Here is a 20,698-nt window from a genome sequence, read left to right as displayed (position 1 = left end):
AACAAGACCATTTCTGATCTTGTTTCCTTCTATGCAACTAGATTTTTATTTTGTGTGCCAGATGTCTTTGTCATACTGTTCGATTGTACGGTCAGATGAGAAGAATCCTGCTTCAGCGATGTTGTAAACAACTTTTTTGTTCCATGCATCTTGATCTTCGTAAGCTGCGTATACTTCTTCTTTCTTGTCGATGTATTCAGCCAAGTCAATCAATGTCATGAACCAGTCTTTAGAGATAAGTTCTTTTTGGAGACGTTCCAAGCGTTCTTTATCTCCAACTTTAACGAGGTCTTCACTTACGATAAAGTCAACAGCTGCTTTGATGTTAGCATCTTTTTTGTAGTAATCACGTGATACATAACCTTCTTTTTCGTAAAGGTCGATGATTGTATCAGAGTCTTTACCGAACGTGAAGATGTTTTCTGGTCCTACCAATTCAGCAATCTCAACGTTGGCACCGTCCATTGTACCAAGTGTAAGAGCACCGTTAAGCATGAATTTCATGTTACCTGTACCTGAAGCTTCTTTAGAAGCCAATGAGATTTGTTCTGAGATATCTGTTGCTGGGATAAGGTGTTCAGCAACTGTTACGTTGTAGTTTTCAACCAAGTGAACGTTGAGGTATTTGCTTACTTCTGGATCATTGTTGATGAGTTCAGAAAGTGACAAGATCAAGTGGATGATGTCTTGAGCAATAACGTAGGCAGGAGCTGCTTTACCACCAAAGATGATAGTGATTTTACGTTTTGGAAGGTTTCCTTTTTTGATTTCCAAGTATTTGTGGATGACATACAAAGCATTCATTTGTTGACGTTTGTATTCGTGGAAACGTTTGATTTGAGTATCAATAATTGAGTTTTCATCAAGATCGATACCTTTGTTGGCTTTAAGATAACGTTTAAGAGACAATTTGTTATCATATTTGATTTCAGCCAAACGTTTGTGAACTGCTGGATTATCTGCAAAGGCAGCCAATTTTTCCAATTGAGTTGCGTCAGTAAGGTAACCATCACCAATCAATTCTTTGATGTAATCAGCAAGTTCTTGGTTTGAGAATTCCAACCAACGACGGAATGTAATACCGTTTGTTTTGTTGTTGAAGCGTTCTGGGTAAAGGTCGTAGAATGGTTTCAACTCAGAAGATTTAAGGATTTCTGTGTGAAGTGCTGCTACACCGTTAACGCTTGTAGAGAAGTGGATATCCATGTGTGCCATGTGAACACGGTTGTCTTTGTCAATGATTTGAACACGTGGATCTTCGAATTTTTCACGAATGATAGCATCCAATTTCTTGATGATAACAACAAGGTGTGGAACAACTTCTTCAAGGTAGTCAAGAGGCCATTTTTCAAGGGCTTCAGCCAAGATAGTGTGGTTTGTGTAACCAACCATTTTGCTTACGATTGCTACTGCTTCATCAAATTCAAATCCATGTTTTTCTGTCAAAAGACGGATCAATTCTGGAATTACCATTGATGGGTGAGTATCATTGATTTGTACGTAAGCGTAATCTGGAAGATCGTGAAGGTTAGATCCACGTTCGATAGCTTCGTCAATCAAAAGTTGAGCAGCATTTGATACCATGAAGTATTGTTGGTAGATACGCAAGAGCTCACCTTTACGAGTTGAGTCATCTGGGTAAAGGAAGAGTGTCAAGTTCTTTTGGATTTCGTCTTGATCAAAAGTGATTCCTTTATCAATCAAATCGTAGTCCACACCATTGATGTCAAAGAGGTTAAGGTAGTTCTTAGTTTCTTTCTTATAACCCAAGATATCCAAACGATCCAAACGTGATTTCAATGTGAAGTTTTTGAATGGAACATCATAAGAGATATCAGTTGGTACCAACCATGATTGATCTTCAATCCAGTAGTTTGGTTCTGCATCTTGTTTGTTGTCTTTGAAGACTTGTTTGAAAAGACCACAGTGGTAGTTAAGACCAACACCTTCACCGTTGATGCCAAGTGTTGCCATAGAGTCGATGAAACATGAAGCCAAACGACCCAAACCACCGTTACCAAGAGATGGTTCTGGTTCAACGTCTTCAATTTCGCTGATTGATTTACCAGCAGCATCCAATTCAGCTTTAACATCCTTGTAGATGCCCAAGTTGATCAAGTTGTTAGACAAAAGTTTACCGATCAAGAATTCAGCTGAGATATAGTAAACTTTACGTTTGCTATCGTTTTTTGGTTTTGGAGCAGCTGCTTCTTTTACGAATTCCAACAAAAGATAGTAGATTTCTTCGTTTGAAAGGTCCTTAAGATTTTTGTTTTTTGCTTCAACATATTGTGTAAATGTAGCCATTTTAGTTATTACCTCGATTATATCTTTCTGTAATGTCTGTCAAAAATTCTTTCTTGTCGACAGTAATTTCACCTGGAAGCATACGCCATTTCCAGTTTTGACCAACTGTGTTAGGGAAGTTTGTACGGCTATTTTCAGGTTTATCAAGGATATCCTGCATAGTCGCAATAGCTGTGTTGCTTACAGTAGCAAAGAGGGTGCGAAGAAGAGCACGTGTGATTGGTTCACCTTGACGACGGTTGATGTATGCATCAGTATAATCACGTTGCTCTTGCGTCAAGTTGTCGTACCAACCGTTGATTACTTCGTTATCATGTGTACCTGTGTAGGCAACTGAATGTTGTGTGTATACGTGTGGAATGTCAATGCTATTTCCAGTAGTATCGTAGAATCCAAATTGAACAATCTTCATTCCAGGGTAACCACAGTCTGCAAGAAGTTTACGTGTCTTATCATCAATGTTACCAAGGTCTTCGGCAATGATTTTAAGATCACCCAATTCTTCTTTAACCACTTTGAAAAGGTCATAACCAGGTCCAGGAACCCATTCACCATTTTCAGCAGTTTCATCTCCTCCAGGAATTTCCCAGAAGTCAGAGAACCCTTTGAAGTGGTCAATACGCAAGTAATCATAAAGTTTAAATGATTCTTGAATACGGAATACCCACCAAGCATAATTTTCTGCTTTGTGTTTATCCCAAGCATAGATTGGGTTACCCCAAAGTTGACCAGTTGCTGAGAAGTTATCTGGTGGAACTCCTGCAATGTAACGCGGTTTACATTCAGCGTCTAGTTTGAAGAGATGCGGTTGAGTCCAAACTTCAACACTATCAGCTGAAATGTAGATTGGCATGTCACCGATGATTTGAATACCATTTTTGTTAGCATAAGCTTTTAGTTCTGCCCATTGGCTAAAGAAGAGGTATTGTACCACTTGGTGATATGTGATAACATCAGCAAGTTCTTTGCGAAGTTTCTCAAGAGTTGCTTCATCGCGTTTAACTGCTTTTTTATCATCCCAATCTTGAAGTGCTTTGTTATCGAAGTGTTCTTTGATAGCCATGAAATCAGCATAATCTGCTAACCAGTTAGCATTTTTAGTTTTAAAAGCTTCGAATCTTTTAGTTTCTTTCTTATCTGCTAAAATTGCTTTAACTGCTTTTTCAAGAATTGGACGACGTGCTTCGTAAACTTTAGCATAGTCAATAAACTCAGGATCTGACCCAAAGTCAGCGTCTTTAACATCAGCTTTAGTTAAAAATTTGTCACGAATTAGGAAATCCAAATCGATAAAGTGTGTATTTCCTGCTACCGCTGAGAATGATTGGTAAGGTGAATCCCCATAACTTGTTGTAGTAAGTGGCAAAATCTGCCAGTAAGTTTGTTTTGTTTCTTTTAAGAAATCAACAAAGTCATAGGCTGCTTGACCGAAAGATCCGATCCCGTAGTCACCTGGAAGTGATGTGATGTGCATCAAAACACCGCTTGCTCGTTTGTTCATAACGTTTACCTCAAATTATTTTTTACACTTATTATTATAATGCAAACGTTTGCATTAGTCAAGATTTTTTAACAAAAAAATAAAAAAAATTTATAGCTCTTTAAAATAAAATTCGTAAAACAAGCGCTTACATTACGGGAGTATTTTCTTAAATCTTTATTTCTATTGAATTCGAAAAAATAGGTTTCTTTTTTAAACGAAAAAAGTAGCCGGCTGTTTTTCTAACCAACTACTTGGATGCTCCTTAACCTATTAGGGATAAGTTCAGACGCTTTCTCTTTCTATAAGTTTAAATGGAATAATGACTTTTTGCGACTTAATCTTAGTCGCTTTAAGAATCCCAAGAAGGTTTTGAACACTTTCTTTAGCTAGTGCCTGAATATTAATGTCAAATGTGGTCAAGAAAGGATGCATGATTTCAGCAAAAGTCGAATTATTGAAAGAAATAATAGCATACTCTTCAGGAACTCTAAATCCTTGGTTGTTTAACCATTGAATGAGACGAAGGGCAATAAGGTCATCCTTAACAATCAAAGCTGTCGGAGAAAATCTTTCCAATTCCTTTTTAAAAGTCTCGATTGTTCGAGCTGAAAATACAAGTTCAGGTAAGACATCCAAATTTAGATTGTCTGCCGCTTCCTGATACCCTTGATAACGTTCCTGTCCTACTTGCCCAAATAAATCGTCTGTGACAAAACCAATCTTTCGGTGACCTTTTGCCTGTAAGTAGTTCACAGCTTCATGACCTAGTTCCTTATTATCATTATCAATATAGGTTACTTTATTTTCATTATCCACTGCTGCTCCAACCACTACAAAAGGTACTTTTTGTTTTAATAAGTAATCTTTAACCGGATCTTTCTTTTCTGAATAGAGAATTATAAAGCCATCTGCCCGTTTTTGGCGATGCATGAGCTCAACTTGCTTGACTAATTCCTCTAGAGTAGCACCCGTAGCAATACTAACGACCTGAGAATGACAACTAGCCTCTTCATTGATTGCTGTTAAAATCTCCATATAGAAGGGCTGGCTGATATTTTCACGGTCAGTTAAGGGAGGAAGAACAACACCTAAACTATGAGTTAAGCCTGTTGCCAACATTTGTGCTGCTGAGTTTGGTACATAACCTAATTCTTCCATAGCTGCTCTTACTTTAATTTTTGTTTCTTCTGATATAGCCGAGTTATCTTTTAATGTCCTACTTACCGTTGATGGGCTGACTCCAGCCTTCTTAGCAACATCTTTAATTGTAGCCATTATGTCCCTCTCATTCTCATAAAATTTTCTTTATAGTCGTAAAATATAAGAACAATTATAAACTAGATGGGTGTTTTATGCAATCGTTTGCAAAAAAATAATTTTTTTAACAAAATACTTGACAGATTGTGGAAACGGTTGCATAATGATTATCGTAAACTAAATTTCTGGAGGAAATAGAAATGAAAAAATGGCAAAAGGTATTACTTGGTAGTGCTGGATTACTTGTGGCTGGATCGCTCTTGGTAGCTTGTGGGTCAAATTCAAGCAAGAGCTCAAGTTCAGATAGCAAGACTTTGAAACTTTGGGTACCAACTGGCGCTAAGAAATCTTACTCAGATACAGTAGCACAGTTTGAAAAGAAATCTGGTTACAAAGTTGATATGGTTGAAATGGAAGATCCAAATGCTCAAGAAAACTTGACTAAGGATGCTTCTACTGCTGCAGATGTCTTCTCACTTCCACATGACCAACTCGGTAAATTGGTAGACGCTGGAGCTATCCAAGAAATCCCAGAGCAATACTCAAAAGAAATTGCTGATCAAGATACTGAGCAAGCTACTGTAGGTGCTCAATACAAAGGTAAAACTTACGCCTTCCCATACGGTATCGAAACACAAGTTACATACTACAATAAATCTAAACTTAACGAAGATGATGTTAAATCATATGAAACAATCACTTCTAAAGCTAAATTTGGTAGCAACTTGAAAGAAGTTAATGCTTATGTAACTGGTCCTCTCTTCCTTTCAGTTGGTGACACACTCTTTGGTCCTAACGGTGAAGATGTTAAAGGGACTAACTGGGGCAATGAAGCTGGTGTGAACGTTCTTAAATTCATCGCAGCTCAAAAAGACAACAAAGGATTTGTTAATGTTGATTCAGCTAACATGATGGCTAAATTCGAAGATGGTTCTGTTGATGCTTTCCAATCTGGTCCATGGGACTACGCTGCAGCTGCTAAAGCTGTCGGTAAAGACAATCTTGGTGTTGCTGTTTACCCAACAGTTAATATCGGTGGTCAAGACGTTCAACAAAAAGCCTTCATGGGTGTAAAACTTTACGCAGTTAACCAAACACCATCTAAAGGTAACGCTGAACGTATTGCTGCTTCTTACCAATTGGCACAAGCTTTGACAAGCAAAGACAGTCAAAATAACCAATTCACTAATGAAGACCGTCACATCATCCCAGCCAACAAAGAAGTTCAAGCTTCTGAAGCAGTTCAAAAGGATGCACTTGCACAAGCTGTAATTACTATGGGTTCATCTAATCAGTACACAACTGTTATGCCTAAACTTAGTCAAATGTCAGTCTTCTGGACTGAAAGTGCTGCTCTTATGAGTGACGCTTATAACGGTAAAATCAAGGAAGACCAATTCCTTACTAAATTACAACAATTTGATAAAGATTTGGCAGCGGCTAAATAAGAATCCTAACAATGACAAGGTAAAGAGGTGGGTCAAGTTCCTATCCTCTTTATCTTTTATTTGTAGACAAAATAGAAACCATCACTAATCACACATTTATCTGAGGAGATATCTATGTCACAAACAATCTACGACACAACTCCTATGCGCCAAGTCTTCAAAGAAGGTACATGGGATGTCAAATTATCCTTTCTGGTAATGGGATTGACAAACTTGGTTAACAAACAGTTTACCAAGGGATTGCTTTTCCTCCTTTCTGAGATTGCCTTCTTAGTAGCATTCGTTATCCAAATTGTCCCAGCTCTTCAAGGAATGATTACTTTGGGAACTCAAGAACAAGGTGAGGCCGTTAAAGAAGTTAATGGCGTTAAACTTACAGTTCAGGTTGCTGGAGATAATTCAATGCTTATGTTGATTTTTGGACTTGCCTCATTAATCTTCTGTGCAGTCTTCGCTTATATTTACTGGTGTAATCTTAAGAGTGCTCGTCATCTCATGGCTCTCAAACAGTCTGGACGTAAAGTTCCTAACTTTATCGAAGACTTCAAGACCTTGGCTGATGGCCGTTTCCACATGGGTCTTATGACTGTCCCACTGATTGGAGTTTTGCTCTTCACAATCTTGCCTTTGATCTACATGATCTGTTTGGCCTTTACTAACTTTGACCACAATCACCCAGCACCTAAATCACTCTTTGACTGGGTTGGTTTCTCAAGTTTTGGTGAAGTTTTACAAGGTCGTATGGCTGGTACTTTCTTCCCACTTTTGACATGGACCTTGATTTGGGCCGTTGCTGCAACAGCAACCACTTTCTTCTTCGGTATTGTCCTTGCCCTCTTGCTTAACACTAAGGGCCTTAAATTCAAGAAAGTATGGCGTACACTCTTTGTTATCACTATCGCCGTTCCTCAGTTTGTATCACTTCTTTTGATGCGTAACTTCCTTAATGACCATGGGCCTTTGAATGGTTTGCTTCAAACCTTGCATATCACTAATGGACCTATTCCCTTCTTGACTGATCCTCTCTGGGCGAAGTTCTCTATTATCTTTGTTAATATGTGGATTGGTATTCCATTCACAATGTTGGTCGCAACTGGTATCATCATGAACTTGCCAACTGAGCAGATTGAAGCAGCTGAAATTGATGGAGCAAGCAAGTTCCAAATCTTCAAGAGCATCACTTTCCCACAAATTCTCTTGATTATGGCGCCATCATTGATTCAACAATTCATCGGTAATATCAATAACTTCAACGTTATCTACTTCCTTACTGGTGGTGGACCTACTAATTCTGAATACTATCAAGCGGGTTCAACTGACCTCTTGGTAACTTGGCTCTACAAACTGACTGTTAGCGCTAAAGACTACAACTTGGCATCTGTTATCGGTATCTTGATTTTCGCCATCTCTGCAACATTCAGTCTCTTGGCCTACACAAGATCATCTTCATTCAAGGAAGGGGCTGCTAAATAATGAAACGTAAGAAAAATCTTTACCTAACTGGTACTTATATTCTATTGACAGTTCTAGCTGTTATCTGGTTGATCCCTATTATCTGGATCTTCCTTACAAGTTTCCGTGGTGAAGGAGCTAATGCGGTACCTTACTTCTTCCCTAAGACTTACACTTTTAATAACTACATCAAACTGTTTACCAGCGATGCTTATCCATTTGGAAAATGGTTCATCAATACATTCATCGTTGCCACATGTACATGTATCCTCTCAACTTTAATTACCGTTGGGATGGCCTACTCACTTAGCCGTATTAAATTCAAACACAGAAATGGCTTCTTGAAATTGGCACTTGTACTTAACATGTTCCCTGGTTTCATGTCTATGATTGCGGTCTACTATATTTTGAAGGCCCTTAATTTGACACAAACCTTGACATCTTTGGTTTTGGTTTATTCTGCTGGGGCAGCACTTGGTTTCTACATTGCGAAAGGTTTCTTTGATACCATTCCTTACTCATTGGATGAATCAGCAATGATTGATGGAGCAACTCGACTTCAAATCTTTACCAAGATTACCTTGCCACTTTCTAAACCAATCATCGTCTACACTGCCCTCATGGCCTTCATGGGACCTTGGGTAGACTTCATCTTTGCATCTGTTATCCTCGGTGACGTTAAAGATAAATATACCGTTGCCCTTGGACTCTTCCAAATGCTTAACCAAGACGCTATCAATGAATGGTTCCTTCCATTTACCGCAGGTGCTATTATCATCGCCATTCCAATCACCCTTCTCTTTATCTTCATGCAAAAATACTATGTTGAAGGTGTAACCGGCGGATCAGTTAAATAATAAAGGATAAATGATATGACAACTCTTAAACTGGATAAAATTTACAAAAAATACCCAAATGCAACTCACTACTCTGTTGAAGATTTCAGTATCGACATCAAAGACAAGGAATTTATCGTTTTCGTAGGTCCTTCAGGATGTGGTAAATCAACAACTCTCCGTATGGTTGCTGGTCTTGAAGAAATCACTGAAGGTAAACTCTATATTGATGGTGAAGTGGTTAATGACAAATCACCAAAATACCGTGACATTGCCATGGTATTCCAAAACTACGCACTTTACCCACACATGACTGTTTATGAAAATATGGCCTTTGGTCTAAAACTTCGTAAATATAAAAAAGACGATATTGACAAACGTGTACGTGAAGCAGCTGCTAGCCTTGGCCTGACTGAGTTCTTGGAACGTAAACCTGCTGACCTTTCTGGTGGTCAACGTCAGCGTGTGGCTATGGGACGTGCCATCGTTCGTGATGCTAAAGTCTTCCTTATGGACGAACCTCTCTCAAACTTGGATGCTAAACTTCGTGTCACTATGCGTGCTGAAATTGCTAAAATTACTCGTAATATTGGCGCAACAACCATCTATGTTACTCACGACCAAACAGAAGCCATGACTCTTGCTGACCGTATCGTTATCATGAGTTCTACTAAAAATCCTGATGGTTCTGGTACTATCGGTCGTATCGAACAAATTGGTACACCTCAGGAACTTTACAATGAACCAGCCAACAAATTTGTTGCTGGGTTTATCGGAAGTCCTGCCATGAACTTCTTCAATGTCAAAGTTGATGGCAATCGTATTACTAACGCTGAAGGTTTGGATATTGCGATTTCTGAAGGTCAAGCTAAAATCTTGAAGGAAACAGGATACCAAGGGAAGGAAGTTATCTTCGGTATCCGTCCTGAAGATGTTTCAAGCAGTCCAATCGTTCAAGAAGTCTATCCAGATGCCAATGTAGATGCTGAAGTCGTCGTTTCAGAGCTTCTTGGTGCAGAAACAATGCTTTACCTAAAACTTGGAGAAACTGAATTTGCTGCCCGTGTTGATGCGCGTGACTTCCACAATCCAGGTGAAAAAGTAAACCTTACTTTCAGCGTTGCAAAAGGTCATTTCTTCGACGCTGAGACAGAAAAACGTATCAGTTTGTAAAGTCAAAACCACCCGTGAGAACGGGTGGCTTGCTCTTCGGCTGAAAGCCTCTGCTACCGGCCGAGGCCTAAAGGCCTACCGAATGGTTTCCCTTCAGCACCACCTTTGCTAGCTGACCCGTCTAGCGGGTCTCTTTAAGATTACTTTCTTTTATTCTTCTCACCTGTAAACGGATCATACTCCTCAAATAGACTTAGCTGATCTGCTATCACGTCTTCTTGTAATTGATTACGAATATATTCTTCAATTCGCTTCTGATTTCGTCCAACCGTATCAACATAAAACCCTCGACACCAAAATTTGCGATTCCCATATTTATACTTTAAATTAGCGTGTCGATCAAATATCATTAAGCTACTTTTGCCCTTTAAATATCCCATAAATGAGGAAATACTTAGTTTCGGTGGTATACTCACCAACATGTGAATATGGTCTGGGCAAGCTTCTGCTTCATGAATTTCAACACCTTTTCTTTCGCATAATAATCGTAAGATTTGACCAATACTTGCTTTGTATTTCCCATAAATTATCTGACGTCGATATTTGGGTGCGAACACAATATGATACTTACAATTCCATGTAGTATGTGCTAAACTATTATTATCCTGTCTCATCAGGGGTCCTCCTTTTGTATATTAGTTAGCGGTCGGGAAACCTTATCTAATATAACACTTTAGGGGGACTTTTTTGATACATCGCTAAAAGCTTTTCGGAACCACTAGCACAGCTAGTGGTTTTCGTGAGACAAGAAAAAATAAAAAAATCAGCCTTCTTGAGCTGATTTTTTGTATGGCATGATTAAACTACCTTCTAACTTTTACTTCCTGACACTCACTAAACAACTCTCTCAATCTATGATATAATATCCCTTGGCACCTCGACACCGCCTACGAAGGGAGGTGAGTTTGCCTATGATGGATTTACTATTCAAAACTATCATCGGACCCATTGTGGTCGGTGTTATCCTTCGTCTGATCGACAAGTGGTTAAACAAGGATAGATAGTGCTAAAAAAGACCCCGAGCTTATGTGGAAGTTAGCTTGGGGTCTTTTCTTGCCTATGATATAGACTTACTATTCAATACAAGTGTATTATGTCACAAAAGCTTATAATTGTCAAGAAACTAGAGTATCTAGGAACTAGTCTTTCTTCTCAGTCTCATAATCCTTTTTATCTTCATCAGTCTTATTTACAGCTGCTTTAAATTCGGCTAGCATTTTACCGATAGATTGGCCGAGTTCTGGCAAGCGTTTAGGACCAAATATGAGGAGGGCTCCTAGGACAATAATGATAAGTCCTGGGGCTCCGATATCACGTAGAATTCCCATGAGATTTCCTTTCTATTTATCTTTATATTTTCTTTGTTTACGTTTATAAATGAACTTACTTAGAGTTACGCTAACTTCATAAAGCAAGATTAAGGGTGCCGTCATGGCCAGGTCACTGATAAAGTCAGCTGGTGTTAGAATGACCGCCAAAACCAAGAGAATAAAGTAAGCGTAGCGTCTATAGTGTGTCAGAAAAACTGGTGTTATTATGCCGATAGATGTCAAAAAACTCACAACTACGGGAAGTTCAAAGAGAACAGCCAAAGGCACTGTCGTATGCAGTAAGAAACTAAGGTAGTTCTGTGCTGTAATTTGTGTATTAAAGAGCCCTTCGCCTAGTTTTAAAAGCACTTCTAAGATAGCTGGACTAACAAAATAATAACCAAAGGCCAAGCCTAATACAAAACAGACAAAAGTTGCAGGTATATAAGCAAAGATAGCACGCGCTTCATTGTCCCTTAAACCTGGTTTCACAAACTGCCAAATCTGGTAGGTGGTGAAAGGCAAAGTGACCGTAAAAGCCATAAGACTAGCCAAGTTAATGTAAATCCAAAGAATATCGTTAGGCCCTAGAACTAATAAAGGCTTGTCAAATCCTCTGGTTAGATAAGCATAGAGTTGCCCAGCAAACAACAGAGTAATACAAAAAACTAGGAAAAAGCATAACACTACTGCAATGAAACGTCTCCGAAATTCCACCAGATGCTCAACAATAGTCATCTCATCTTTATTTCTTGCCATGCTGTTTCACCGTCACAAAGACAATAATAGCAATAAAGATAAGTTGTGGAATCAAGACTTCCCAGCTTGGATAGATACCAGCCCAATCAATGGTTGGGAAACCACTAATCAAATGATTAGACATCATATTAGTTAACTGAAGGGCATGAACACTGACACCGAGCATCTTGAAGGCCAAGGCATAAATCAACCAAGTCAAAATAAAGAAAATGCGGTGCGGTTTAATATAGTGACTCGCTTTAGTCATAGCCACAGCAATGATAACAAGAACTGCAATAGCTGAAGCAATACCAATCAAGAAATTAGCTGTCGTGATACGTGGGACAATACCGACATAGAAAAGAATAGTCTCGGCCCCTTCACGGAAGACAGCCAAGAAACTGAGTGCAAACATGGACACAAAGCTTCCAGTAGCCGTCACCGTCTTCATCTGGCGGTCCATAAAGTCATTCCACTGTTTGACTGAAGACTTGCTATGGAGCCAAACTCCAATCAGAATCATCATCGCAACTGCAAAGATACCAACGCCACCTTCAATAATTTCACGGTTAGCCCCCGAGGTCACAGCTGGAAAGACAACTTGTAAGATAACAGCTATAACTGCGCTAGCAAGAACACCAGCAATGGCTCCGCCATAAACCCATTTGAGTCCCTTACGCATCTTGGCTGCCTTAAGAGTAGTCACAAGTGCCATAACAATGAGGAGGGCTTCAACCCCTTCACGTAAGAGAATCAACATGGCATCAAAGGCATTATAAGAAGCACTTGTATCAATAGCAGATAGGTCTGTAATCAAGGCTTGCAGTTTGTCCTGATAAACTTTTTCTTTTCCCTTAACCATGATAACAGGTGTTTCACTTTCCACACGCGTATAAAGGCTTGGATTAGTTGTGCTTACATCGCCTTCAATGGTTGGCCAGATAGTGATGAACTTCTTCATAGTTGCCGCAGCCGTTTTGTCATCACCTGCTTGGAATTGACCTAGAGCCTTTTCCAAGAGCTTAATACCATCTTTTAGGGTTAAACTTGTGCTTGTGCTATCAAGAGGGACACCCTTGATAAAGTCATCAATCCCACCCTTGAGATCATCATAAGATGACTGGATGCTGGTGAAATCAGTAGGCTCCGTCTCAATGCTACTTCGCAAAAGTGAAATGGCCGTCTCAATCTTGCCGTAGTAGGCAGTACTGTGGTCACGGACAACAGCTTCATTTCGCGTCCAAGCATTATTTAATTCACTGTAAGTTTTGCGTGTTGCAGCCAGGTCTTTGGCCGTAATGGCATCCTGTAAGTTTTTGAAATAAGGCTCTAGGCGTGTTTCAAGTTTTTCCTTTTCGGCATCTAAATCAACAGGATTTTGCTCTTTCTCAAATTTAAGAAGGGCTGACGAAATGGAGGTTAGGTCCTCTTCTGTCACGTCACCCTTAATATCAAGAGCCTTGCTAACTTTTTTACCTGCCTTGGAATCGTGATTTTCTTTAGTTTCGAAATCAGTCTTAATCTCAGCAACCAATTCCTTAGCTTTTGTTTGATTTTTATTTTGAACAGCTGTTGTCGCATCTGTAATTTTGATATAGAGGTCACTGTATGATTCAGCAGCTACTGGATAGGTCCAGAATAAGGCTAAAAGCCCAAGTAAAACGAGGAGTTTATTCAAAGAGTGCTTGACCAAGGTAGCCTCCTTTCTCCACCCCAGCAAAGCAAGCAAAGAGCCCACTTCCGATATGGGTGATGTACTCGTTCATCTTGTCTACAGCACCAAGATTGGTCTGAATTTTAACAAAACGGTCTGGATCCTTCTGGTAGGCAATGAAAATCAAACCTGAATCAAACTGGCCAGTTCTCTCATCAATGCCATCTGAATAAGAATATGAACGACGTAAGATAGGAAGGTCTACTTCTTTAGCCAAACGCACATGCGAATCGACTGGTAATTTTGACAAATCTACTTCGTCAAACTCATCTTTCTTACCAAAGGGAGCGCCTGATTCCTTGTAACGACCAAAGGTGTTTTCCTGCTCTTGCAAATTAGTACGATCCCAAGTTTCAAGGTGCATCTGTACCAGACGAAGAGCCATATAAGAACCACCCTTCATCCAATCTTTACTATCAGTCCAGACAACCTTGTCGAATTCCATTTCTGTCGTAACATTAGCAGTACCATCCTTGAAGCCAAAGAGATTTCGAGGCGTTTCCTTGCGGTCTCCGATGGCTGCAAACCCTGATTTGCTCCACTTCATGGTGATTTTATTACGACCTTTACGAATCAGATTGCGGACAGCGTGGAAAGCTACTTGTTCATCATCTGCACAGGCTTGAATAACGATATCTCCACCCGTATACTTGTCCTGCAACTGCTCCTTAGGAAATGGAGGCAAATCACGGAAGAGCTTAGGACGTTTGGATTCTAAACCAAGTTTTTTAAGAAAATCAGCCGAAACTCCAAAAGTCAGACTCAGGCGATAGGGATTGAGTCCTACCGTTTCGCCTGTATCCGTAGGAGGCAAGAGGGCATTAGAACCATCTTTTTTGACTAACTCTCCTTCGACCAATTTACTACTATAATCGGTCCAGTCTTTAAAAAGCTGGATGACTTCTTTTTTATCGGTTGTATGAAGATCTAGCACCACCAAGTAGCAAGCCTTCTGCATAGGAGTCGTAATCCCAGCCTGGTGCTTGCCAAAGAAGCTAATATCTTCATCACCATCATAAGCCTTTTTACTTGAACTATCCTGATTAGCGAAAAAAGCAGATGCACCAGAAAGACCAAGCGCAAGCCCAGCCCCTCCAATACCTGCTTTTTTAAGAAATTCACGACGGTCCATTTTTTGATCTAAAAATTTTTCGTCAGTCATTTTTCTTATTTCCCATCTAGGATAACACCCATTTGTGATAATGGTTCACCAAGTTTAGTTACAGCTTCGGCCAATTCCTTAGTATCTGCCTCACTCAAATCTGTATAAGACTTATAGTTTTTCTCATCAATCATGTGTTTGTCCAAAAGACCATTCACATTCTTGAATTCAGTTTCAAGAGTCTTCACAAGTTTAGCATCTTTCTTCTGGATCAACGGCTTGAAAAGTTCAAAGATTTTTTCTGCCCCTTCAATATTGGCACGGAAGTCGTAAAGATCAGTGTGTGAGAAGACCTCTTCTTCACCTGTAATCTTTTGAGTGGCTACTTCATTCAGAAGGTCAACAGCACCTGTCAACATGATATCTGGAGTAACTTTAACAGTTGCAATTTTAGCTTTGAGTTCCTTAATGTCGTTAACCAATTGATCTACATAGGCATCTGTACCCTCTGTCGTGTTGTCTTGCCACATGATACGTTCGATACGGTGGAACCCTGACCAACCGTCTTCTGATTTATTTTCGTCCATGTAATCAACCAAACGGTAGTCTATTTTCACGTCAGACTCACCAAAGCTTTCTGCAATCGGTTCTGAACGCTCGTAAGCCATACGAATCAATGGGTATTGTTTCTTAGCTTCTTCAAGATTTCCTGACTTGAGGGTTTCACTGAATCCTTCAGTATCTTTCAAAAGCTGATCAATTTCGCCTTCTACGAAAGTCTTATAATCACTTGTAGCCTGCTTCAATTGCTTTTGCTCACTGGCTGTGAGTTTTGAGCTAGTTGAGCTTGAATGACTTGAATTACCAGATTTGGCACAAGCCGTCAATAAAAGTCCTGATGCCAAAAGAACAACACCAAGTTTGCTAAGTTTTTTCATGAATGTCTCCTATTTTCAAGATAGTGTTCGACATTTGTCGTTATATATGTGAATCGTCGTTTTAACATTAATAAAGAACGAACGATGATAAGTCAATAATGATCTCTCATATGTAAGAGAACATATCTAAACTAACAGAAGAAACCAGCACTGTCAACGGTTTTAGGCTATTTAAGAACTATTCTAAAGAGCAGATAAGAATGATTCTAAATAAAAGAAAAACAACAGGAAATAACCTGTTGTCACTTATTTATTTCATCCGTCGTTTTCTAAGGAATCCTAGGCTAAGAATGCTTAGCAGACCTGCTAAAAAGAGTCCACGATTTGTCTTTTCACCAGTGGATGGCAGTTGTTTATCAGTCTGACGACTAGCTTCAGTCTTAGCCTGACCATTGTCACGATTAACAAGTTCAGCATCTCCGACAAGATTCTCTTGACTTGAGGTCTTGGCACTTGTTTTAGTTACCTCAGTCTCTTTTCCACCAAATGACTCGGTCCTTTCTGAAGGCTTAGCTACTTGGTCAGTTGGTGTCTGAGCATTGGTCAAACGAATAATAGTCGCTGTTAGTGGATCCAAGGTCAAGATATGATTGTTGATTGCAACACCTGATAACTCACTAATTCCGGATAAATTAACTTGACTGCCATCTGCCAAAACCTGATAGGATAGGCCATTTGTAATCTTGCTCAAATCAAACTGACGAGCCTTGCTATCAGCATTGACATAGACAAGGTAACGGTCTCCATTCGAAGCAACAGTTTGGTATCCCAATACCAAATCTTCTTGAGCGACATTGTCCTGACCAGGAACTGTCAATAGCGTCACACGAGCATCCACATCCGCTTTCGATTTGAAATTGAAGGCATCTGTCGACTTACGTAAGGCAATTAACCCTTTGGTAAAGGCACGTGTTTTCGTATTTTCTGGGAATGCCTGACTATCAGTTGCTTTAGTCCAGTCAAAATGATTGACGGCATCACTAGAATCATAAGAATCATGGATAAAGTAAGGATAGTCAAATGGATTGCCCTTTTCATCCACTAAAAGATGTGACTTATTCGGCACCTTGTCCTCAGACACAGGATAACGGTAGGCAGGATCACGGAACTGTTTGGTGCGGCCGTATTCCTGACCAGAGTGAATAAATGGTGTTCCCTGAGCAGTCAAGACCATGAGGTTTCCTAGACGCAAGCGACGATGAATTTCAGCATTATTCTCAGGCTTGCTTGGATCCTTCTTGATTGATTGGGCGATGATATCAAAAAGGGTCAAATTATCGTGAGCAGCAATATATTGAATCACATCACCTGGAGAATCAGCCTCGAAGTTAGTTGGCTGTGCCTTGATATTGTCAAAGACCTTATTAATATCACGTTTGCCACCTGTGATAAAGGCAGGTGTCCCCTCGTTTGGATAACCTGATTTGAGGGTGTTTCGAATATCGTCTGAAAATACAGCTACGGTATCTGTGTCTTTCATCCAAGACTGATCGGCAGGCTGAACAGGGCTATTTTCATCGCCAGTATAAGTCACCCAGCCCTCACCAAGCATAATAAGGTTTGGATTAAGGGCACGTGCAGCATGGTAAGCTTGCTCGATACTTTCAGCATCATGGTCACCCATCATATCAAAACGGAAACCATCCACCTTGTATTCCTTAGTAAGATAAGCAATCGAATCAACCAAGACACGACGACTCATATAGTGAGTCGTGCCTAGACGCCCCCCTCCAAAACTCGAACGAGGAGTACCATCAGCATCCATAAAGTGATAATAATTTGGCTCAATGTCTTCAAAAATAGCTGTCTTGGCTGTATGATTATAGACCACATCCAAGATAACGCCCATACCGTGGGCATGAATAGCAGCAACTAAATTCTTGAATTCTTCGATACGTTTAGCTGGATCACTTGGATTTTCAGAATACATGCCAGTCAAAGCGAAATAGTTTTGTGGATCATAGCCCCAGTTGTAGTTACTATCACTTGATGCATAGGCATCCAAACGCTTCCCATTTTGCATTTCATTGACAAAATAGTAGCTTAATACTGGTAAAAGCTGAATATGGGTAACACCGAGATCTTTAAGATAATCCAAACGCTCTGCAAAGGCTGCAAAAGTCCCAAACTGGTGTTTCAATTCAGCTGAGATAGCCTTATCAGAGGTGAAATCTCGTACATGAGCCTCATAAATGATGGCATCTTCTCGAGATTTAAAGTTTGGAATCTTAGCGTAGTCAAGATCTTTTGGTCCATAATTAGCAGGATCTACAAAGGCAGCCTTGGCAATCTTGTGTTCAGGTCCCTTGCTGGCATCGTCACTATTCCAAGCAGCCAAAGACTTAGCATAAGGATCCAAAACGATTACAAACTGATCACCACGTTTAATGCGATATTGATAGAAATAACCTGTTAAGTTTTCCAAACCAAGATCAGTCGCAAGCAAGTCAGCTTGCCAAGTACCTCGAGGTCCTTTGCTTAGGGCATGTTCAGCAAGAACCATGTCTTGATTATTCTTATCATAGACAATGATATCTACTTGATCTGCACTTGGTGACCAAAGTGTCACATGTGCCTTAGTACCATTCTCTTGAAGACGGGCACCCAATTCACCATCGTAACTGTAGAGCGCATCCTTCAATTGCCAACTCTCAGACGTTTTAAAACTATCATTGCCCAAAGTGACCTTGTAAGGCAGATTTTCCGCAGCAAAATCACCTGTTAATGTAGCTTTTTTGAGTTTAGCATCCAAGTCAAGCTGTTTAAGAGTTGCACTGTTACCATCCTTGTCTGTCACCTTTAGGTCTTTGAGAATGTCTCCAGATGAGACCTCGTCTAAGTTGGTGAAGCTGAGTTCAATTTGGCTTGGACTAAGTTGCTGAGCCCCAGTCAAACGCACATCCTTGACAAAGTAAGGGTTGGTGTAGACTGTCGTATCAGTATCTCGTACGAAAAGCTGACGAGTTTTTTTCAAGTCACTAAATTTATAATCATTTGGTTGAATTTTCACATCATCTCCTGTTTTGCTCTCATCTAAGAGTAAAAATCCGATAGATTTAGCAACCTCTGTTAGCGGAATGTCTAAATAGGCACCATACTTACCATTTGGTTGGAAATTGACACCATCAGGCCAATTACTTGGGGCATCCTTTACATCTCCCCAATACCATACAGACTTATTACTATAGTCGCCATCCGTACGGAAATAATTGATACGAACGTGATCTTGAGGGATAGGTTGATAACTGTAAACTTGAAAATCCTTGTCAATCCAGGCCTCATTCATTTGAGGACTTAGAATTTCAACAGTTTTATCTCCTGAAAGGTTCGTTCCAGCGGCATTATTAATCAAGAAACTAAGCTTTTTAGGTGTTGAAGACAACTTCACATCCAGGTAAACACCATAATCATCCTGTTTGGCTTCTGCAAATGAGGTTGCCCCTGTTGGCCAAGCACCTTTCTGAGATGATGGCGTCTCCACATCATCCCAAGTCCAAAGCCCAAGCGATGCCTTATCCTGACTTGGTAACTCTTGGAAATGCAAGCGAATAGTCCCCTCAGCAATAGGTTCCTCAGATGCATTAGTGAGAGCTTGACTATTATTAGTACTTACTGTTTTTGGCGTGTTTTCGCTAGTTTCAGTTAGCTTGGTAGGCTCAGTACGGCTAGTGTTTTCTTCTGAAAGAGAAACTGGCTCATTTTCCTTGGACACTGTGGCATTCTCAGCTGTTAGAGGAGCTGTTGGCGTTTCAGTTACTAGACCACTGGTGGTAAGACTAGAATCAGCTGATTCTACCTGTGTACTTGAGGCAGGTGTTGACACTACTTCTTCTGCCTTGACTCCATGAGTAGCAGCAAAGCTCAAAAAAACAGCTCCAATGGTTACAGAAGCCAACCCTAACTTGTACTTGCGAAGGCTATAACGAAGAACTTTTTCATCATTAGCTTGAGTATTTCTTTTCATACTAACTCCTTTTGTTAACGTTTTCATGTTTTTTAATATACCATTTAGATTAGATTTATGCAAGCGTTTTCGCTCCTTTAAAATAAAAAAAGAGAGAACTATAAAATTCTCTCAATCTATTAGTTATAAACAGAATAATAACGCTTAATCCCTGCCACAATTGCGTTAGCTAAAGTCTCTTGATAAGCAGAGGTATTCAAACGGGCTGCTTCTTGAGGATTTGACAAGAAGCCAAGTTCAAGGAGAGCTGCTGGCGCTGTCGTTTCACGCAAGACTGCAAAGGTTTGACGTTTCACGCCCTGATTCTGAGCGCCAGTCGCATTAATAAGGCTGGACTGGATGGCATTGGCCAAAGTGTCACTCATACTCAAACGAGTCGGATTAGCATGGTAGGTCGCATTAATGCGTGATGGGTATTCTGCATAAGGTTGGTAATAATAAGTTTCGATTCCCTGTGCTGCTGAGCTGCCTTATGCCAAATCAAATCATCTTGACCATTAGCTAGACTCCAAGATGGGATAAGAACCTCTTTAACACCCAATGGTGCAACAATATCTCGAACCACCGCATCAAAGGTACCAGTTACCTTGTTGTTGTTCTCAATTGAGAAGCTAGCCTTCGGTTTTAAAACATCAGTATCATTAGATGAACCTGAAGCATGAGTCAATTTAGCAGGTTCAGCTACAACCTCACTTGAAACCTCAGAAGCAGTCGATACCCTAGCATTTTCAGAACTCGCTACCGTGTTCGGCTGAACTACAGATTCAGATGCTACAACCGTTGTTGAGCTTGCTTGACTGACTTGTGGAGTATTTGAGTTTGTTACTTCACTTGTAGCAGTAGCAGCTACCACCACGGTTGAACTTGGTGTTGCTGATGGTGACTCTTGCGCAAGAACTGCTCCACCACCAAAAATATCTGCTGCAGTCGCAGGTTGATACTGGTTCCCTTCAGTAACTGTAGGCATTTGAGTGGC

At 40.1% G+C, this 20,698-nt stretch carries 16 protein-coding genes and 1 pseudogene; 5 read left to right on the top strand and 12 right to left on the bottom strand.

Translation table 11 applies throughout. The annotated features are described in order from the left end of the window. Positions 1–45 precede the first annotated feature (45 nt). The 3 genes from glgP to ACWPVZ_RS07350 all read right to left on the bottom strand — a co-directional run bounded on the left by glgP (position 46) and on the right by ACWPVZ_RS07350 (position 5,065). Positions 46–2,307, bottom strand: coding sequence for a glycogen/starch/alpha-glucan family phosphorylase (gene glgP / locus ACWPVZ_RS07360; RefSeq protein WP_454381653.1), 2,262 nt, complete (start codon positions 2,305–2,307; stop codon positions 46–48). Between the two features lies 1 nt (position 2,308). Continuing rightward, complete coding sequence (gene malQ, locus ACWPVZ_RS07355) at positions 2,309–3,808, bottom strand: 4-alpha-glucanotransferase (RefSeq protein WP_002890948.1); 1,500 nt, start codon at positions 3,806–3,808, stop codon at positions 2,309–2,311. Positions 3,809–4,072: 264 nt separating this feature from the next. Beyond that, the gene (locus tag ACWPVZ_RS07350) at positions 4,073–5,065 is read right to left on the bottom strand and encodes a LacI family DNA-binding transcriptional regulator (RefSeq protein ID WP_107373060.1); all 993 of its coding nucleotides are present in this window, start codon (positions 5,063–5,065) and stop codon (positions 4,073–4,075) included. Between the two features lie 182 nt (positions 5,066–5,247). Between ACWPVZ_RS07350 and ACWPVZ_RS07345 the strand changes: the two genes are divergently transcribed. From ACWPVZ_RS07345 to ACWPVZ_RS07330, 4 genes are all read left to right on the top strand, one after another. Beyond that, positions 5,248–6,495, top strand: coding sequence for an extracellular solute-binding protein (locus ACWPVZ_RS07345; RefSeq protein WP_414340785.1), 1,248 nt, complete (start codon positions 5,248–5,250; stop codon positions 6,493–6,495). A 114-nt stretch (positions 6,496–6,609) separates the two neighbouring features. After that, entirely contained in the window at positions 6,610–7,968 is a 1,359-nt protein-coding gene (locus ACWPVZ_RS07340) for a carbohydrate ABC transporter permease (protein WP_414340784.1), read from the top strand. Beyond that, complete coding sequence (locus ACWPVZ_RS07335; RefSeq protein WP_060971766.1) at positions 7,968–8,804, top strand: sugar ABC transporter permease; 837 nt, start codon at positions 7,968–7,970, stop codon at positions 8,802–8,804. Before ACWPVZ_RS07340 ends, ACWPVZ_RS07335 begins: the two co-directional genes overlap by 1 nt. 15 nt (positions 8,805–8,819) lie before the next feature. Next, positions 8,820–9,956, top strand: coding sequence for an ABC transporter ATP-binding protein (locus ACWPVZ_RS07330; RefSeq protein WP_454381649.1), 1,137 nt, complete (start codon positions 8,820–8,822; stop codon positions 9,954–9,956). A 140-nt stretch (positions 9,957–10,096) separates the two neighbouring features. Here ACWPVZ_RS07330 and tnpA read toward each other — a convergent pair whose 3' ends face one another. Next, positions 10,097–10,570 carry an IS200/IS605 family transposase gene (gene tnpA / locus ACWPVZ_RS07325; protein ID WP_002891962.1) on the bottom strand — a complete coding sequence of 158 codons (474 nt, stop codon included), beginning with the start codon at positions 10,568–10,570 and terminating at the stop codon, positions 10,097–10,099. A 297-nt stretch (positions 10,571–10,867) separates the two neighbouring features. On the opposite strand from tnpA, the gene ACWPVZ_RS07320 reads away from it, so the two are divergent. Further along, the gene (locus ACWPVZ_RS07320) at positions 10,868–10,960 is read left to right on the top strand and encodes a type I toxin-antitoxin system Fst family toxin (RefSeq protein ID WP_004182539.1); all 93 of its coding nucleotides are present in this window, start codon (positions 10,868–10,870) and stop codon (positions 10,958–10,960) included. Positions 10,961–11,095: 135 nt separating this feature from the next. Here the strand turns inward: ACWPVZ_RS07320 and ACWPVZ_RS07315 are convergent, their stop codons facing one another. The 8 genes and pseudogenes from ACWPVZ_RS07315 to ACWPVZ_RS07280 form a co-directional block, all read right to left on the bottom strand. After that, positions 11,096–11,284: a twin-arginine translocase TatA/TatE family subunit gene (locus tag ACWPVZ_RS07315; RefSeq protein ID WP_454381647.1), complete on the bottom strand. Its 189-nt coding sequence runs from the start codon at positions 11,282–11,284 to the stop codon at positions 11,096–11,098. Positions 11,285–11,296: 12 nt separating this feature from the next. Next, the gene (gene tatC, locus ACWPVZ_RS07310) at positions 11,297–12,025 is read right to left on the bottom strand and encodes a twin-arginine translocase subunit TatC (RefSeq protein WP_038676006.1); all 729 of its coding nucleotides are present in this window, start codon (positions 12,023–12,025) and stop codon (positions 11,297–11,299) included. Next, complete coding sequence (locus ACWPVZ_RS07305; protein WP_414340777.1) at positions 12,012–13,697, bottom strand: FTR1 family iron permease; 1,686 nt, start codon at positions 13,695–13,697, stop codon at positions 12,012–12,014. The genes tatC and ACWPVZ_RS07305 overlap by 14 nt, the downstream gene beginning before the upstream one ends. Further along, a complete protein-coding gene (gene efeB, locus ACWPVZ_RS07300; protein WP_454381644.1) occupies positions 13,675–14,880 on the bottom strand; it encodes an iron uptake transporter deferrochelatase/peroxidase subunit in 1,206 nt (401 codons plus the stop codon). Before efeB ends, ACWPVZ_RS07305 begins: the two co-directional genes overlap by 23 nt. A 5-nt stretch (positions 14,881–14,885) precedes the next feature. Next, positions 14,886–15,758, bottom strand: a complete 873-nt coding sequence (gene efeO, locus ACWPVZ_RS07295) for an iron uptake system protein EfeO (protein ID WP_454381642.1) — start codon at positions 15,756–15,758, stop codon at positions 14,886–14,888. A gap of 250 nt (positions 15,759–16,008) precedes the next feature. Next, entirely contained in the window at positions 16,009–19,722 is a 3,714-nt protein-coding gene (locus tag ACWPVZ_RS07290; RefSeq protein WP_454381640.1) for a pullulanase, read from the bottom strand. Positions 19,723–19,841: 119 nt separating this feature from the next. Beyond that, positions 19,842–20,192 (bottom strand): annotated as a pseudogene (locus ACWPVZ_RS07285) (N-acetylmuramoyl-L-alanine amidase family protein); the annotation flags it as partial. After that, positions 20,090–20,689, bottom strand: a complete 600-nt coding sequence (locus tag ACWPVZ_RS07280; RefSeq protein ID WP_454381923.1) for a GBS Bsp-like repeat-containing protein — start codon at positions 20,687–20,689, stop codon at positions 20,090–20,092. The pseudogene ACWPVZ_RS07285 and the gene ACWPVZ_RS07280, both read right to left, overlap by 103 nt. Positions 20,690–20,698 lie beyond the last annotated feature (9 nt).

This window comes from Streptococcus sp. Marseille-Q6379 (genome assembly GCF_965119505.1).
Note: the sequence above shows the minus strand (reverse complement) of the source record. Positions and strands in the feature narration are given on the sequence as shown.